The organism is Ekhidna sp. (genome assembly GCF_965247405.1).
In the GTDB taxonomy this organism is placed as follows: domain Bacteria; phylum Bacteroidota; class Bacteroidia; order Cytophagales; family Cyclobacteriaceae; genus Ekhidna.
In genome coordinates, this window is the sequence record NZ_OZ252014.1 from 3560759 (window position 1) to 3575953 (window position 15195).

16 protein-coding genes are annotated in these 15195 nt (G+C 41.1%); 8 read left to right on the plus strand and 8 right to left on the minus strand.

Annotated features, from left to right (window positions below; genetic code table 11):
* Positions 1-26 precede the first annotated feature (26 nt).
* Both ACP14Y_RS16430 and ACP14Y_RS16435 read right to left on the minus strand, forming a co-directional pair.
* On the minus strand, positions 27-707 hold the full coding sequence (locus ACP14Y_RS16430; RefSeq protein WP_424963979.1) for a response regulator transcription factor: 681 nt from the start codon (positions 705-707) through the stop codon (positions 27-29).
* On the minus strand, positions 704-1996 hold the full coding sequence (locus tag ACP14Y_RS16435; protein ID WP_424963980.1) for a sensor histidine kinase: 1293 nt from the start codon (positions 1994-1996) through the stop codon (positions 704-706). Before ACP14Y_RS16435 ends, ACP14Y_RS16430 begins: the two co-directional genes overlap by 4 nt.
* Positions 1997-2151: 155 nt before the next feature.
* On the opposite strand from ACP14Y_RS16435, the gene ACP14Y_RS16440 reads away from it, so the two are divergent.
* The 7 genes from ACP14Y_RS16440 to ACP14Y_RS16470 all read left to right on the plus strand — a co-directional run bounded on the left by ACP14Y_RS16440 (position 2152) and on the right by ACP14Y_RS16470 (position 9156).
* A complete protein-coding gene (locus ACP14Y_RS16440; RefSeq protein WP_424963981.1) occupies positions 2152-3045 on the plus strand; it encodes a sulfurtransferase in 894 nt (297 codons plus the stop codon).
* Positions 3045-3575 carry a YeeE/YedE thiosulfate transporter family protein gene (locus ACP14Y_RS16445; RefSeq protein WP_424963982.1) on the plus strand — a complete coding sequence of 177 codons (531 nt, stop codon included), beginning with the start codon at positions 3045-3047 and terminating at the stop codon, positions 3573-3575. Before ACP14Y_RS16440 ends, ACP14Y_RS16445 begins: the two co-directional genes overlap by 1 nt.
* The gene (locus tag ACP14Y_RS16450) at positions 3572-4159 is read left to right on the plus strand and encodes a YeeE/YedE thiosulfate transporter family protein (protein ID WP_424963983.1); all 588 of its coding nucleotides are present in this window, start codon (positions 3572-3574) and stop codon (positions 4157-4159) included. Before ACP14Y_RS16445 ends, ACP14Y_RS16450 begins: the two co-directional genes overlap by 4 nt.
* On the plus strand, positions 4156-4752 hold the full coding sequence (locus tag ACP14Y_RS16455) for a rhodanese-like domain-containing protein (RefSeq protein ID WP_424963984.1): 597 nt from the start codon (positions 4156-4158) through the stop codon (positions 4750-4752). Before ACP14Y_RS16450 ends, ACP14Y_RS16455 begins: the two co-directional genes overlap by 4 nt.
* Positions 4746-6152, plus strand: coding sequence for an aminotransferase class V-fold PLP-dependent enzyme (locus ACP14Y_RS16460; protein ID WP_424963985.1), 1407 nt, complete (start codon positions 4746-4748; stop codon positions 6150-6152). Before ACP14Y_RS16455 ends, ACP14Y_RS16460 begins: the two co-directional genes overlap by 7 nt.
* A gap of 81 nt (positions 6153-6233) precedes the next feature.
* Positions 6234-6572, plus strand: coding sequence for a PadR family transcriptional regulator (locus ACP14Y_RS16465; protein WP_424963986.1), 339 nt, complete (start codon positions 6234-6236; stop codon positions 6570-6572).
* Entirely contained in the window at positions 6565-9156 is a 2592-nt protein-coding gene (locus ACP14Y_RS16470) for an ABC transporter permease (RefSeq protein ID WP_424963987.1), read from the plus strand. The genes ACP14Y_RS16465 and ACP14Y_RS16470 overlap by 8 nt, the downstream gene beginning before the upstream one ends.
* A gap of 45 nt (positions 9157-9201) precedes the next feature.
* On the opposite strand, the gene ACP14Y_RS16475 is transcribed toward ACP14Y_RS16470, so the two are convergent.
* Positions 9202-10941, minus strand: a complete 1740-nt coding sequence (locus ACP14Y_RS16475; protein WP_424963988.1) for an ABC transporter ATP-binding protein — start codon at positions 10939-10941, stop codon at positions 9202-9204.
* A 58-nt stretch (positions 10942-10999) separates the two neighbouring features.
* Positions 11000-11323 carry a TraR/DksA family transcriptional regulator gene (locus tag ACP14Y_RS16480; RefSeq protein ID WP_424963989.1) on the minus strand — a complete coding sequence of 108 codons (324 nt, stop codon included), beginning with the start codon at positions 11321-11323 and terminating at the stop codon, positions 11000-11002.
* A 70-nt stretch (positions 11324-11393) separates the two neighbouring features.
* Between ACP14Y_RS16480 and ACP14Y_RS16485 the strand changes: the two genes are divergently transcribed.
* The gene (locus tag ACP14Y_RS16485) at positions 11394-12158 is read left to right on the plus strand and encodes a hypothetical protein (protein ID WP_424963990.1); all 765 of its coding nucleotides are present in this window, start codon (positions 11394-11396) and stop codon (positions 12156-12158) included.
* 49 nt (positions 12159-12207) lie between these two features.
* On the opposite strand, the gene ACP14Y_RS16490 is transcribed toward ACP14Y_RS16485, so the two are convergent.
* Genes ACP14Y_RS16490 through nhaC form a run of 4 tightly spaced genes read right to left on the minus strand, consistent with a single transcriptional unit; the run spans position 12208 to position 15120 of the window.
* A complete protein-coding gene (locus ACP14Y_RS16490; RefSeq protein ID WP_424963991.1) occupies positions 12208-12660 on the minus strand; it encodes a YybH family protein in 453 nt (150 codons plus the stop codon).
* An 11-nt stretch (positions 12661-12671) separates the two neighbouring features.
* Positions 12672-13019: a hypothetical protein gene (locus tag ACP14Y_RS16495; protein ID WP_424963992.1), complete on the minus strand. Its 348-nt coding sequence runs from the start codon at positions 13017-13019 to the stop codon at positions 12672-12674.
* A gap of 27 nt (positions 13020-13046) precedes the next feature.
* On the minus strand, positions 13047-13637 hold the full coding sequence (locus tag ACP14Y_RS16500; RefSeq protein WP_424963993.1) for a 3'-5' exonuclease: 591 nt from the start codon (positions 13635-13637) through the stop codon (positions 13047-13049).
* Positions 13630-15120 (minus strand): Na+/H+ antiporter NhaC, encoded by a 1491-nt coding sequence (gene nhaC / locus ACP14Y_RS16505; protein WP_424963994.1) that lies wholly within the window; start codon positions 15118-15120, stop codon positions 13630-13632. Before nhaC ends, ACP14Y_RS16500 begins: the two co-directional genes overlap by 8 nt.
* Between the last annotated feature and the right edge of the window lie 75 nt (positions 15121-15195).

Below are 15195 nucleotides of genomic sequence, written 5' to 3' on the forward strand. Positions count from 1 at the left end.
TAGTGCTACCGGTAACCATCTGCAAATCAGCCCTCAAGAATGTATCCTTTGCCATGTACATTAGATAGCTGGACATTTGGATCGGCACTTAGGTATTTTCTCAATTTGGATATGTAAACGTCCATACTTCGGCGTTTGAAGTAATCGTTTTGCCCCCACAATTCTTTCAGTATATGATCACTCTCAACTAGTTCACCATGTGAGATACAGAGCATGTGCAGTACCCTGGATTCTTTTTGGGTCAGTTGAATGCTGGTGGATTCACTATCATTTTTAAGCTTTTGTGATTTAGGATCGAAGGTGAATGACCCAATTTTATACTGATCCTTTTCCTCTTTTAAATTATTGCTTCTTCTCAGCACAGCATGAATACGGGCAATCAATTCTTCTTCGTCAACAGGTTTTACGATATAATCATCACAGCCGGCCTTGAATCCTTTCAATTTGTCAATCTTTAATGATTTAGCTGTCAGAAAAATCAATGGCATTTCCGGGCTTTTGGATTTGATTTCATGCGCAACTTCAAAACCATCTTTTTTAGGCATCATTATATCCAGAATGCACAGGTCAAATTTCGTGGATTCAAATGCTTTGATTCCAGCCTCACCATCCTGAATCCACTCAACTAATAAGTCGTTCATTTGAAGATACTCTTTTAGTATATACCCCAGGTTCTGGTCATCTTCTATAAGTAGTATTCGATTCATGAGGCTGTTGGTAAATGGATTTTGAATATGCTGCCCTGTCCGGGAGTACTTTGTAGACTAATGGTACCCTTGTGAAATTCAATGATCTTCTTTACATAACTAAGGCCCAGACCAAAACCTTTCACGTTATGCACATTACCTGATTGTGCCCGATAAAATTGATCAAAAATATACTTCTGCGTCACTGTGTCCATCCCAATGCCATGATCTTTAAAAGTAAGGATGATGCCATTCTCCGAATCTTCGGTGATAATCTCGATATGAGGTTTTTCTTCAGAATATTTTTGCGCATTATCCAATAAATTGAATAGCACATTATTCAAATGTGTCTCATCTGCCACTATTCGGTGATTCGATGCATGGAGGTTAAAGGTGATCGTCCCTTCTTTCTCTAAAATGATCATTTGAAATCCTTCAGCTACATTTTGGATGGATTCGTGTAAATCGATTTCCTTTTTATCAAGTGTTAGATTACCAGAATCCAATAAGGCCATCTGAAGAATCTTGTCGACCTGGGTTTGCAAACGTTTGGTTTCATTCGTGATGAGATTGAGATAAGAATCAGCTTTTGGTGTCTTTTTTATTTCATCAATGCTTCTAAGTGATTTTGAAGCGAGTGAGATGGAAAAGATTGGGGTCTTGAATTCATGAGTCAGATTGTTGATAAAATCGCGTTTTAAGTCCGACAGCTTCTTTTGTTTGCCTATGGTACGGATGGTAAACCAGAACGATATCAAGATGATAACGATTAGGAGAAAGCTGGCTTTTAAAATGCTGGCAGAGTTTCCAATGATTGTCTCTTCTTTATTAGAATATGTCATGGAAATGTCAAGCGTATTTGGAAGGATCATGCAAAAGCACATGTGATTATCCGCTTCCATTACTTTTTTAGCTTTGGGTAATTCCGGTCTATGTCCTCTGTGGATCATACAGCCATATTCATCTGATACGAACCCATCAACTTCATATTCCAAATCAGGGTAGTTTAAAGAAATCACCTCATCCAACCCGGATTTTAAAAGTAATTGAAGTGGATCTGATGGATTGGAATTTGTCGTAAACTGGAATGACTCGGTTCCTTCATACTTCCTCACCAGGTTATCCAAATCTCGATTGAACATCATGTTATCATAGAGATCTGAAAGGATTCCCGGGATTGCAAGCTCCATTGTACTTCGGTTATTCTTGATGTCTTTTTCAAGAATTTGAAATTGAATAACCAGCAGTACTCCTAGTGAGCTGAGTACTACAATAAAGAGAGCCGCTAGTGTGTATTTGTTAATTTTCATGTCCAGCTTCTATCCGAAATTAAGTCTAATTGAGACTTTTACACCTGATTTTAACTTTTTCTTAACGCTTTTAACACTTGCTTAAGTCTCTTTAACTAAGGCTTAAACCATTCATATGCTAATCTTCGGTAAACTGCGTGAAAAACACAATCATCATGCAAAAAATCAAAATACTCATCTTGTTGTTTCTAGTGAATCCTTGTCTGGGAACAGCTCAAGAACCATCCATTTTGGTGGGGCCCGAGTGGCTCGAAAAGCGAATGCAAAAGGACAACCTGGTCATTTTTCACATTGGAAGAGAAAGCGATTATAAGAAAGAGCATATTCCAGGAGCTGTTTACATGAGCTCAGAAGATTATACGATTGGAACTGAAGACAGAAGCATTGTTTTTGACTTACCCACGAATGAAGATTTGAAGGATCTCTTTGAGAAAAATGGGATAACCAATGAGACAGATGTGGTCATCTATACACCTGCAAACTGGATTCCACTGGTGACCCGATTATACTTCACGCTTGATTATTTAGGTCATGGACATAAAACATATATCCTGGATGGAGGCATTGTGGCCTGGAAAAACGGTGGACGAGTGATCAGTACTGAAGTGAATACTCCTAAAAAGGGGAGTTTTAACATTGAGCCAAATAAATCATTGCTTGCAGATGAGAACTACATGTTGGCAAGCATTGATAACAAAGAAAACACCATTGTTGATTGTCGATCGGAGGTTTATTACAAAGGAATCGAGCCTACGCATGGAGCAAGACTTGGGAGAATACCAAATGCAAAAAATATCCCTTACACAACTTTGTACGAACCATCTGATATTGGTGCATACACATTTAAATCGATCGAAGAGCTAGGCAATATTTTTAACGGACAAGGACTGAGTAAAGATGAACCTTTGGTGCTTTACTGCCACATCGGGATGCAGCTTACGGTAGTTTATACTGCGGCTAAATTATTAGGGTACAAGGATATTAGAATGTACGACGGATCTTTCCATGAGTGGGGACCAAATGAAGACCTACCAATTGAATTGGACTAATGAAAGAAAAGAACAAAATTCCTTCACCTTACTGGAATCCATATGTCTGTGGAATAGGACTAGGACTGGTGTTGCTTGCTACTTTTCTGGTTATGGGACGAGGCATAGGAGCTTCTGGAGCCATGACTTCTGTAGTCGCTACAGGTGTTCAAACTGTGTCGAAATCACATACTGAGGCAAATGCCTTTTACATGGGTTATCTCGGAGATGGAACGATTCATCCGCTGAAGGACTGGCTGGTATTCGAGGTACTTGGTGTGTTGATTGGAGGATTTGTCTCTGGTAGGCTGGCAGGTAGGAACAAAATTAAAATTGAAAAAGGCCCTTTACTATCAAATAACCGAAGATTCTTATTCGCTTTTACAGGTGGTATTGTCATGGCCTTTGGAACCAAGCTTGCCCGAGGTTGTACCAGCGGCCAGGCGTTGACTGGAGGTGCCATGATGAATGTTGGTAGCTGGATGTTCATGATTGCTTTGTTTGTCGGTGCATATGCAATGGCAGGATTTGTAAAACGATTGTGGATATGAATGGACCATTTTATGATTTCGGATGGATTGGTGAAGAGGCAAGCCTGGCTTTTGCGCTTGTAATAGGGATTGCTTTCGGGTTCTTTCTAGAGCGGGCAGGTTTAGGTAGTGCGAAAAAGCTCTCCGCTCAATTTTACCTGAAAGACATGACAGTCTTCAAAATGATGTTTACCGCCATTATTACGGCAATGATTGGGGTTTTTTGGCTCAACTGGTTTGGTTTTTTACATGCAGATATGATCTACCTGACACCCACCTACGTGTGGCCCCAAATCATCGGAGGGTTGGTTTTCGGTGTGGGGTTTATCGTAGGTGGTTATTGTCCAGGTACCTCATGCGTTGCATCCGCTACAGGGAGTCTGGATGGCATTATGAATGTCGCCGGTTTGTTATTGGGAATTTTGGTTTTCGGAGAAGTATATCCCTGGATCGAGGGGTTTTATACCGCAGGAGGTCTGGGACAGATCACATTTGTGGAGTACTTCAACATACCTAGCGGTCTAATGGTATTTATTTTGGTAATAACAGCACTGGCAGGCTTCTGGGCTTCAGAGTGGATTGAATCTAAAAATGCAGTCAAATGAATGACCTAACGATAAATAGGCGCCTGGCTTTGATTGGGTTTGGAATCGTGCTGGCTGGATTGGTGATGGCTTTAGCTTTCCCGGAGGGACTTAATGGAGTCAACCGACAGCCACAATTTATCGGTGTGGTGGAGTTAGCCGAGAAAATAAAAAATCGTGAGATGCTTGATATCGTAGATCTAAGGGATGCCAGGTCTTATGAAGAGTTCCATATACCTACTGCAAGCAATGTTCCGCTTGATGAGTTCAACCCAAATTTGATTACAAAACAAACCATCGTGTACTCCGGCGATGACCTGCTGGTAAGAAGGCTTTGGGATACACTTCCTGATTCACTGAGAGATCATACTGTTATTGTTCATGGTGGCGTGCATGACTGGTTTGACCGTGTACTATATCCAACATTGCCTTTCGGTGATGGTGTCACCAATAAATCGTTGGTAAATAAAGTACACGAACTGTGTCAATTCTATGGAGGATTTGCCGATTTCGAAAACGATGCTGGCTTAATAGAGTACTACGAAAAGGACTTGACCAAGGCTTCCTGGCCAAAAGTTTATCGTACCGGTGGATTAATTCGAAAGGGATGCTGATATCTGATTCACCATTTACTACGGCAGACACTTCATTGGAATCGCATTTTGCCTTTTTCCGAAAAGGGATCATTGGACAAAATCAAACCATCGAAACCAACGAGAAGGTTGTGAAGATGCTGTATGCCGATTGGACTGCAAGTGGCAGATGTTATAAACCGATTGAAGATAGCATGCTAGAGGAAGTGCTTCCGTTTATCGGGAATACGCATACAGAAACAAATTATGTAGGTTCATACATTACGGACCGATATTTATCTGCTCGGCAACAAATCAAACGACACGTTAATGCAAATGAAGATGATATCCTGATTTCCTATGGGTCCGGGATGACAGATGTCATTAATAAACTACAACGACTACTTGGTTTGAGATTGCCTGAATCTGATAAATGGATCAGGCAGACTTTGATCAAAGAACAACCAGTAGTTTTCATTACCCACTTGGAACATCACTCCAATCATACCAGCTGGCTGGAGACTATTTGTAAAGTGATAGTGGTTCCACCGGATGACAATGGACTTGTGTCGGTTTCTAATTTCAGAGAAGCCATCGGGCAGTTTCCTGAACGATTAAAGATTGCTTCTATTACTGCTTGCTCCAATGTAACTGGTATCGAAACCCCGTTTCATGAAATCGCGAAGTTGATGCATGAGAGTGGAGGATATTGTTTTGTGGATTTTGCTTGTTCTGCACCATATGTTGATATGGATATGCACCCTGATGAAGTGTCATATTTGGATGCTATCATGTTTTCTCCACACAAGTTTTTGGGTGGTCCGGGGGCTTCAGGTATCTTAATTGTCAATGAGAAACTAATCAATAATGCCACCCCTGATGTGAGTGGGGGAGGTACGGTCGACTGGACCAATCCGTGGGGAGGACGAAAATATGTGGGTGATATTGAAGAACGAGAGGATGGGGGTACCCCTGCAATACTGCAAACCATACGAGCTGCGAAGGCAATCGAACTCAAAGAGCAAATGAGATCGGAGTTGATGTCGCGGCGTGAAAAACAGCTAATGGAGATCCTTTGGGAGGGTTTAGATGATATGCCTGAGCTGGTAGTACTAGCTGATCAAGTACGTGAACGACTTGGAATTATTTCCTTTTACATAGAGGGCATTCATTACAATGATGTAGTCCAATATCTCAATGACCACTATGGCATCCAGGTAAGAGGGGGTTGTTCGTGCGCCGGTACTTACGGACACTTTTTGCTTGACATAGATAGAAAAGAGTCAAAGCGCATCACTGACTTAATTGATCAGGGTGACGTAACTCAAAAGCCTGGCTGGGTTAGGTTGTCTATTCATCCTACCATGACTGATGAGGAAATGTACTTTATCGTACGTTCAATCCAGGAAATGATTGCTTCATTAAAAGCCAGCAATAGCTAATTATCTATTTCTTTCTACTTTATCGAAACAAATAAATAATTCCCTTCGTATATTAGTCTGCAAAATAGAAACTAATATATTATGAAGGGTACCAATCTCGGTGAATTCGAAGAACTACTTTTGCTGGTTGTCTTGATTCTACAGGACGAAGCATATATGCTTCGAATCAAAGATGAAATCAAAAATCAGGTAAACCGTTCCATTTCCATGGGTGCACTGCATACCACGCTGAGCAGATTGGAGCAAAAGGATTTCCTGAAATCGGAAATGGGAGGAGCTACGCAAGAAAGAGGAGGTAGACGCAAGCGAATTTATGAGCTAACGGCTGCCGGCAAAGCAGCTTTAAATGAAGTAAAAGAAATGCGGGCGAGTCTTTGGAGTCAGGTACCTGCCATGGAATTGAAGTTTAGCTATGCCTAGTCGACCTCCAAAATTATCCTTTCATTTGATCCGCTGGCTTTGCAAAGCAGAACTGGTGGAGGAGTTGGAGGGTAATCTTCATGAGTATTATGCTATACTGGCATCTTCCCGATTCAAAGGACTAAAATATTGGTATCAGGTGCTGGCGTATCTGAGACCATCCACACTCAAATCATTCAAAAACTCAAATACCGGGCCTATGTTTATTTTCAATCCATTGCTCACTTTAAGGAATTTATATCGTCATAAGGGAGCCTCAATTATCAGTCTCTTTGGTTTCACCATCGGATTGGTGGCTACAGTATTTCTTTACTTCTACATTTACTCAGAAGTAACCACTGATGGATTTCATAAAGATGGAGATCAGGTCTATCGTACCTTGAGAGTTTCCGAGATGAATGGCACGCCGTATCGAATTGGAGTTACTTCAGCTCCATATGCCGAGGCGCTTATCAATGATTTTCCCGGAACTATTACTGCAGTCACCAGAGTACTTCAAGATGAAGCATTAATCTCAGTAGGTGAAAAAAGGTTTAATGAAAGCGGAATTGCATTTGTTGATAAGAATTTCTTTGAATTCTTCTCATTTCCATTGATGCATGGAGATGAGAAATCAGCATTTGAGACAGGAAATTCTGCGGTGCTTTCCAAAGAACTATCTGAAAAATATTTTGGGGAAACAAATCCGATCGGTAAAATAATTACTCTTGATAATGAATATGAGTTCATCGTAACCGGAGTACTGGATGAACCTTCTGGTAACAGTCATTTAGATTTTCCTCTGGCAGTATCTATGGATGTGCTTAACACATTTGACTGGTTTAATGGCTGGTGGAATAATAGCTTAAATACCTACGTGAAGATTCCTTCGCTTGAAATGGCTGATAATCTAGAGGCAAAGCTGGATGATTTTATGTATAAGTATATGGGAGAAGATTTTGAAAGATCCGGCAATCCAGTTGGACTTGAATTGGAACCTCTGAAAGATATTTATTTCAATAATGAGACTCGATATGATATGTCCAAACACGGTAGCTTCTCTTCAATTCTTACACTTGGAATTGTAGCCATTGCTATTTTATTTATTGCTTGCTTCAACTATGTAAACCTTTCCATTGCTCAATCTTTTATGCGAGCTAAGGAAGTAGGTGTAAGAAAAGTACTTGGCGGTTCAAAATGGCGATTAATAATGCAATTCCTTAGTGAATCATTGATGATACTGGTCCTGTCAATTCTTATTTCCATTACGATTTGTCAGATACTTACTCCATCCTTTAATATGTACTTTGGTCTTGATGTTAGCTTGAACTGGTTGGATACAAATGTGATAGTTTTCTTCGTAGCGCTTATTGTTTTGATATTAATTAGCTCAGGTGTATATCCAGCAGTTTTACTTTCATCTTTTATATCTGTAAATATTTTAAAAGGTAACAAACTAGCATCTGGGAAAAATATCGGATTACGAAAAGCACTGGTAATAACTCAATTTTCAATTTCAATCTTTCTAATTGTGGCCTCAATGTTGATTTCTGTTCAGACCCAATTTCTCAATTCAAAAGAGCTGGGTTTTGATAGAGAAGCCATTGTATTAGTGGATTTAAATAATTCAGATATTCGAAGGAATCGTGAGCAATTTAAAGATCGATTGAAAGCTAATTCAAATATCATAGGTGTTACTTCAGTTTCAGGAGAGCCCGGAGGGTTTCATGATGCATCAAGTTTTAAAGTAACTGGAGTGTCGGAATCCATTCGTATGAGAACACTTTTTACTGATACTGATTTTTTTGATGTCATGGGGATAGACATTATATCAGGAAGAAACTTTTCTAATGAAATAATTTCAGATGAAGAATATGCCATGATATTCAATGAACAAGCAGTATCTGAGTTTGGACTATCAACAGATGAAGTAATAGGAAGAAAGGTTGAAATGCCTGGTTGGGATATTGAAGGTGCAACCATTGTGGGTGTTGCAAGGGATTATCATTTCAGCACTTTAAAAGATGAAATCGAACCGCTAGCAATTATTACAGGAAGATATCATCGTAAAATTGCTGTAAAAATCAACTTGGCCAATGTTAAGGATGCACTTCTTTTCATCGATAATACATTTAAGGAGTTGGCACCAAATTACCCAATGGCCTATCAGTTTCTGGACGATGGTCTAAAGAATCTTTATGAGAATGAAGAGCAGCAAGCGCGTGTCTTTAGTACTTTTTCGGGTCTATCCATTTTCCTTGCCTGCCTCGGAATTTTTGGTCTGGCAACTTATTCTGCCCAACGAAGACAAAAGGAATTAGGCATTCGAAAGGTGCTGGGAGCAACTGCACAGCAGATCATTGGATTGATTTCCCGAGAGTTTATCTGGCTCGTTTTAGTTGCTTCAATAGTTGCAATTCCCGTAGCATGGTACTTTATCAATCAGTGGTTGGGTGGCTATGCATATCGGATTGAAATCCTTGATTACTGGTATGTGTTTGTGGTTGGAGGCTTGTTGGCAGTTGTAATTGCACTAATCACCGTAGCGTTCAAAACTTACGATGCAGCCATCTCTGACCCTACAGAAAGTATTAGGAATGAGTAGAAGAGGTCATCATAGTTAACAGCTCCATTTGATGGAGCTGTTTTTTTAAATCCTGCTCTGATAAGTATACAGATCAAAGTATCGCCCTTCTTTCGCTATCAGTTCATCATGAGTGCCCCGCTCCACTATCCGGCCATCCTCGATCACAAGGATTTGATCAGCTTTTTTGATAGTGCTGAGTCTGTGGGCAATGACAAACGTGGTTCGATCTTTCATCAACCCATCTAAGCTTTTCTGAATGTAGGTTTCGCTCTCAGTATCCAGGTTGGAAGTAGCTTCATCCAGAATGATAATTTTAGGATTGGCCAATAATGCCCGAGCAATCGATATGCGTTGCTTTTGACCTCCGGAGAGTTTCACTCCTCGCTCGCCTATAACTGTATCAAGACCATCTTCAAATCGGTCGGTGAATTCATTGACGTACGCTCCCTTTACTGCATCCAGTAATTCTGCTTCCGTAGCATCCGGTCTGGGGAAAAGAATGTTTTCACGGATGGTTCCTTCAAATAGAAAATCATCCTGAAGCACTACACCCAGATGCTTGCGATAACTCGAGAGGTTTACCTTCGTGATGTCGTATCCATCTACTGAAACGATTCCCTTCTTTGCATTTAAAAAGGTGGCTGCAAGGCTGGCAGTGGTGGACTTACCTGAGCCCGAACTCCCCACGAGCGCAGTGACAGAGCCTGGTGGAGCATGAAATGATATGTTTTTGAGAACCCCTTTACCTTCTTCATAGGAGAATGATATATCAATGAATTTGATATCTCCTTTTACTTCCTCCAACATGATTGGGCGATCTTCGGTCAGATCCTCCGGATCCATCTTCATGATCTCTTCTGTCCGGTCGAGACCGGCGAAGGCTTCCGTAAGCTGACTGCCGATATTGCTCATCTGAACGATTGGGGCGATCATAAAAGCAAGGAGAGAGATGAAGGAAATTAGTTCGCCGGAAGTTAGCTCATTTTCGATCATGAAATAGCCACCCATTGCCAGGATGCCTGCACTGGCAAATCCAATCAAAAATGTACCGGAACTGGTAACCACTGCAGTAGCGGTCAAACTGGACTTGACATTTTCATACAATCTTCTGGCGCCATCTTCAAAGGTCTTGTTTTCAGACTCCTCCGCATTAAATCCCTTGATTACTCTAACTCCATTTAAGGTTTCTGTTAGTCTACCGGTGACTTCTGCATTCAGCTTGCCTCTCTCTCGAAAAATGGGCCGTATCCTTCCGAACGCCTTCAGCGCTATGACAGCAAACAAACCAACTGGAACCAATGTGAAAATGGTCATGGAAGGGGAGATGTTGATAAGAAGGATTAATGCCAGCACCGAAGTGATGGTACCACCAATGAGCTGAACCAGCCCCGTTCCTACTAGGTTTCTAACGCCCTCCACATCAGTCATTATTCGTGAGACCAAAGCCCCTGACTTATTATTATCAAAGAAGTTTATGGGAAGAGAAAGGATTTTTTTCTGCACTTTCACCCGCAACTCAGAAATGAGAAACTGTGCTTCTACGCTTAAAATACGAGTAAGCAAAAAAGAGGAAACTGCCTGCACAGCCAATGAAATCACAATGACGATTACAATTAATTTCAGCATAGCCATGTCCTTATTTGGCACAGCATCGTCCAGGAGATATTTAGTAGCTGCCGGGAGTACCAGACCGGCAGGTCTGCTTATGACAATAAGTAGCAACCCTATTAGGATGGTTTTACGTCTTGGCCAGATGATGTTTCTGAATGCCCAGGCGAAGGTGACATTTTTGTTTTTGCTCATTGAAGTGCTAAACCTGACTTTTTAAGAAATGGTTCTTTTTGAAAAATAATCTGTATTGTTACTTGGCACAATTCACACATTTGTTGCTTTCAGGCATCAATAGTATTCTACCTATGGGGATAGGTTGTTTGCATTTGATGCATAGGCCAAATCCCGGTTTGTCAATATTGTCCAATGCTTGACTGAGTCTTGCCAACTTGCCTTCTGCCTGACGCAATGCTGATTCCGTTATACTCTTATTATTTATGGCATCCATTCTGGAAATTCGTCCAATAGAGTTATCCAATGAAACTGGTTTTGACTGCTCCTTATAGTCATTGATCAGCAAAATGGTTTTACTGATTTCCTCCTCGATTTTTTTACGTATTTCATCGACTTCCATATCCGAAACTAGCTAAAAATGCTGTTCGGAACGACATACTATGTAATTTAGAATTATAAAAAGATTCAATATGAAACACCTAAGAAAACTCACACTACTTTTAGCGGTATTTGCACTCCTTTTCAGTATTTCATGCGGGAGTGATGATGAGGAAACAGTAGATCTGAGCGACGTTGAGTTTGCGTTTGACGTAAGCAATCCTCCGATCGATCAGACGGTTATTACGAACCTTAATAATTCTGGAGACCAGAATGCGTTGCAAATTAGCTCTAACCTGACGGCAGCCAATGCAATGACCGGTTGGCTGGCTTTATTCAATCAACCCAGTGGTTCACAGCAATCAAGTGTACCGATTGGTACTTGTGGTGGAAAGGCTGTAGTATATACTTACACTGCGAATAGTGGCAGTGATACCTTTACAGTAGCTTATCAGATTTGCGAAACGAGCAGCGCATATATCTTTCAGATTTTCTTTTCACAGAATGGATCAGATCCTGAATTATTCATTTATGCTGAGCAATCGAAATCCGCAAATGAGGGATACATGGAAGTTTATGGATCAGCGATTGGGGTGTCTGAGGTCGAATCCGTACCTGTAATCAGATACACATGGGAGGAAAATACCGATGGTTCCTTCAATTTTGTCGTTACTGACTCAAATAGTGGATTTGTTATTGACATAGACGTGAATGCAGATAATTCTGGTGAATTGAGCTACACTATTGATGGTAGCCTTTACTACGAAGCAACATGGAATGCTACTGGATCCGCCGGTACGTATACTTACTACAATACAGATGGATCTGTTTCAAGTTCGGGAACATGGCCAAGCTAGTATTTGCTAATAGATTATTTGAAAGCGATTCATTTTTGGATCGCTTTTTTTAATTCAACTGTGTCCACATGCGTGAAAGGATCTTCCACTCACCATTGATCTTTTTTTTATAAACAGTGGTTGCGTGAGAAATGGAGGTTTTAGACATGGAGAAATCACCTTTTTCATAGGTAAATTCTAAAACACCCTTTTCCAAGGAATAAGCCATGGAGTCAGCACCCTGAAGTTTAAGTAGCTCTACCTCATAGGAATGAATGGTGGTTGTGGAGCTATCAGTTGGAAACCAATACGCTTCGATCGCATCCTTGCCCTGAATGGGAGCCATGCCACTCGGGATGATCGAGGCATCCGAATGAAAGAGATTTAGTACCGTTGCTTTATCATTGGTTAACCATCCGTTGACATACGTTTTGCTCATTTGTTCAATGGTTTTTTGGTCTTCTTCTGAAAACCCACTTTGGGTAGACTGATTGCAGGATATAAGTACGATTAATAAAATCATAAAGCGATTCATTATTTCTTAGTGGGTTTGGGTTTGAGTGTCTTAGCAAATTCGTTACTTTTTTTCATGTAGATCGAAAGCTCTTCTGTGCGCTTTAGCACCTCATCTGGTACATGAACATATCCCCTCATGGTAGCACCGTAGGAGATAGCTGGGCCCGCATTGTATTCGTTCATAAATGCTTGTTTATCTTCTTCGGATAGCCGAATAGCGACATAACCCTCTTTGGCTACAAATGAATACATGTTGCCATTCATGGATGTGTAGGGCATGTTTTTACCTTTTTGCTCTAGACCTACTGATGAAAGCAAATCAGTATATAGTTGAAGGGTTTCTTCAGAAGCTTCACTTTTGGCCATCTTCTATTGAAAGTTGGTAGACTTGGTTTATACGTATCCTTTGCGGATGAGTTCCTCATGAATTGCCAGGCATATCCAGGCATCTGTAGCAGCATATTTTTGTTGCGCTGGTGTAAGCTTGTCAGCCTCCCAATTGGTGACTTGTTGATTTTTAGAAATACGTGCACCTAAGATTACGGCAGCTAGCTTTTTTACACCCATGTGTTTCACGCCTAATTCGCGCACCACATCATTCAGATCAGTGAAATTTTGGGGTTTAAACTTCCTTGCTTTGTTCAAATCCTTCAAATCATCGTCAATGCTGATACCTAATTTTAAAATGGCATGGTCAGACATCAGGTCAAAAAGCGTGGTTGGATAACCCATCTCATTGAGTCGAAAGAGGTAGGCGTCCTCCAATGTGGAAAGTTGTACCATGGCTGTGTGATTATATTCACCTTTATTGAATGTTGGTTTTTTCTCCGTATCAAACCCAAGGACATCAAACTTTCGGAGAGCTTTCACTGCCTTACTACAATCCTTTTCCGAATCAATGACGTGGATGTTTCCCTCAAAGGCAAGCAGAGGCATGGCTCGCATGTCTTCTTTCGTGATATGTTCGGCAAACCGACTATTCACCTTTCTTTACCAGCTTTTTGATTTTATAGCCCGTGTATCCCATGATCATGGTCATGATGGGGCTGATTAAATTGAAGAAACAATAAGGTAAGTAAGTAAATGTGCCCACACCCAGCACCGTTGAGTGATAAGCACCACATGTATTCCATGGAATGAGTACAGAAGTGACCGTTCCGGAATCTTCTAATGTCCGGCTTAGGTTTTCCGGTGCTAATTCTTTCTCCCGATAGGTGTCTGCATACATTCGCCCAGGCACCACAATTGCCAGGTACTGATCCGATGCTGTCAGGTTAAAAAACACACAAGTGCCAACTGTGCTTGAAATCAATGATCCGGTAGAGTTTACTTTTGAAATGATGGCTGAGGCTATACGCTTGAGCATTCCGGCACCTTCCATCACGCCACCAAAAATCATGGCCGAAAGGATTAACCAAATGGTTCCCAGCATCCCGGCCATTCCGGAACTACTTAATAATCCTTCATCATCTAAAACACCATTACCTGTGGTGAATGCAATATCACCAAACATTGCTTGCATGGTGCCTATAAATCCATTGGTAACAGCTGGTGAGAGGCCAAAGAAATCATCGTATAATTTACCGTCAAAGCTGGCAGTAGCAGCCACTTTGGCAACCAGTTCCGGCTGGAAAATGAGTGCAAATACTGCTCCAAGCAAAGTGCCAATTAACAAGGCTGGGAGAGCGGGCATCTTTTTTACAATCAGCACCACCACAATCACCGGTACAATGAAGAGCCAGCCATTGATATTGAAAGTACCATCAATTGCAGCTAATATGGCTGCTTTACCTTCAATGACTCCATCAGTGGAATTGGTAAATCCAATTATAAGGAAGATGATCAATGCCAGAATGATTGAAGGAACGGTGGTTATGGTCATGTACCGAATGTGTGTGAATAAATCTGTACCTGCCATAGCAGGAGCCAGGTTGGTTGTATCCGAAAGCGGAGACATCTTATCTCCGAAATATGCACCGGAAAGAATAGCCCCTGCTACCAATCCTTCAGAAATTCCAAGTGCCTGTCCGATACCAATTAGTGCAATTCCTACGGTGGCTGCAGTGGTCCATGAACTACCTGTTGCGATGGAAACGATCGAACACACGATGCAAGCAGCAACCAAAAAGATTGTTGGGTTGAGGATTTGAAGTCCGTAATAGATCATGGCAGGAACCACTCCACTGAGCATCCAGGTACCGGCAAGTGATCCAATGAGTAACAAGATCAGAATGGAAGCCATTGCCGAACTGATACTCTTTACAATGCCATTTTGAATGTCATCCCATTTGAAGCCAATTCTAACGGCTACAATTGCGGCAACTCCGGCTGATAGAATGAGGACAATTTGGTTAGATCCACCAAGTGCCTCACTTCCAAATATTCCTACGTTGATAACCAGTAGGAGGATAAGAAAGATGATGGGAACAAAGGATTCTAGTAAAGTGGGTTCGCGCTTAGTTGTCATTGTAGGTTGTCTCTCGAACCCTCGAAAATAGGATATTTAACAGTAAATCCCCTGCCTTATTTGAAGAAAGGGGAT

Coding starts and splice junctions, on each gene's coding strand:
- ACP14Y_RS16430 (WP_424963979.1), bottom strand. CDS start 707: ATGAATCGAATACTACTTATAGAAGATGACCAGAACCTGGGGTATATA.
- ACP14Y_RS16435 (WP_424963980.1), bottom strand. CDS start 1,996: ATGAAAATTAACAAATACACACTAGCGGCTCTCTTTATTGTAGTACTC.
- ACP14Y_RS16440 (WP_424963981.1), top strand. CDS start 2,152: ATGCAAAAAATCAAAATACTCATCTTGTTGTTTCTAGTGAATCCTTGT.
- ACP14Y_RS16445 (WP_424963982.1), top strand. CDS start 3,045: ATGAAAGAAAAGAACAAAATTCCTTCACCTTACTGGAATCCATATGTC.
- ACP14Y_RS16450 (WP_424963983.1), top strand. CDS start 3,572: ATGAATGGACCATTTTATGATTTCGGATGGATTGGTGAAGAGGCAAGC.
- ACP14Y_RS16455 (WP_424963984.1), top strand. CDS start 4,156: ATGAATGACCTAACGATAAATAGGCGCCTGGCTTTGATTGGGTTTGGA.
- ACP14Y_RS16460 (WP_424963985.1), top strand. CDS start 4,746: ATGCTGATATCTGATTCACCATTTACTACGGCAGACACTTCATTGGAA.
- ACP14Y_RS16465 (WP_424963986.1), top strand. CDS start 6,234: ATGAAGGGTACCAATCTCGGTGAATTCGAAGAACTACTTTTGCTGGTT.
- ACP14Y_RS16470 (WP_424963987.1), top strand. CDS start 6,565: ATGCCTAGTCGACCTCCAAAATTATCCTTTCATTTGATCCGCTGGCTT.
- ACP14Y_RS16475 (WP_424963988.1), bottom strand. CDS start 10,941: ATGAGCAAAAACAAAAATGTCACCTTCGCCTGGGCATTCAGAAACATC.
- ACP14Y_RS16480 (WP_424963989.1), bottom strand. CDS start 11,323: ATGGAAGTCGATGAAATACGTAAAAAAATCGAGGAGGAAATCAGTAAA.
- ACP14Y_RS16485 (WP_424963990.1), top strand. CDS start 11,394: ATGAAACACCTAAGAAAACTCACACTACTTTTAGCGGTATTTGCACTC.
- ACP14Y_RS16490 (WP_424963991.1), bottom strand. CDS start 12,660: ATGATTTTATTAATCGTACTTATATCCTGCAATCAGTCTACCCAAAGT.
- ACP14Y_RS16495 (WP_424963992.1), bottom strand. CDS start 13,019: ATGGCCAAAAGTGAAGCTTCTGAAGAAACCCTTCAACTATATACTGAT.
- nhaC (WP_424963994.1), bottom strand. CDS start 15,120: ATGACAACTAAGCGCGAACCCACTTTACTAGAATCCTTTGTTCCCATC.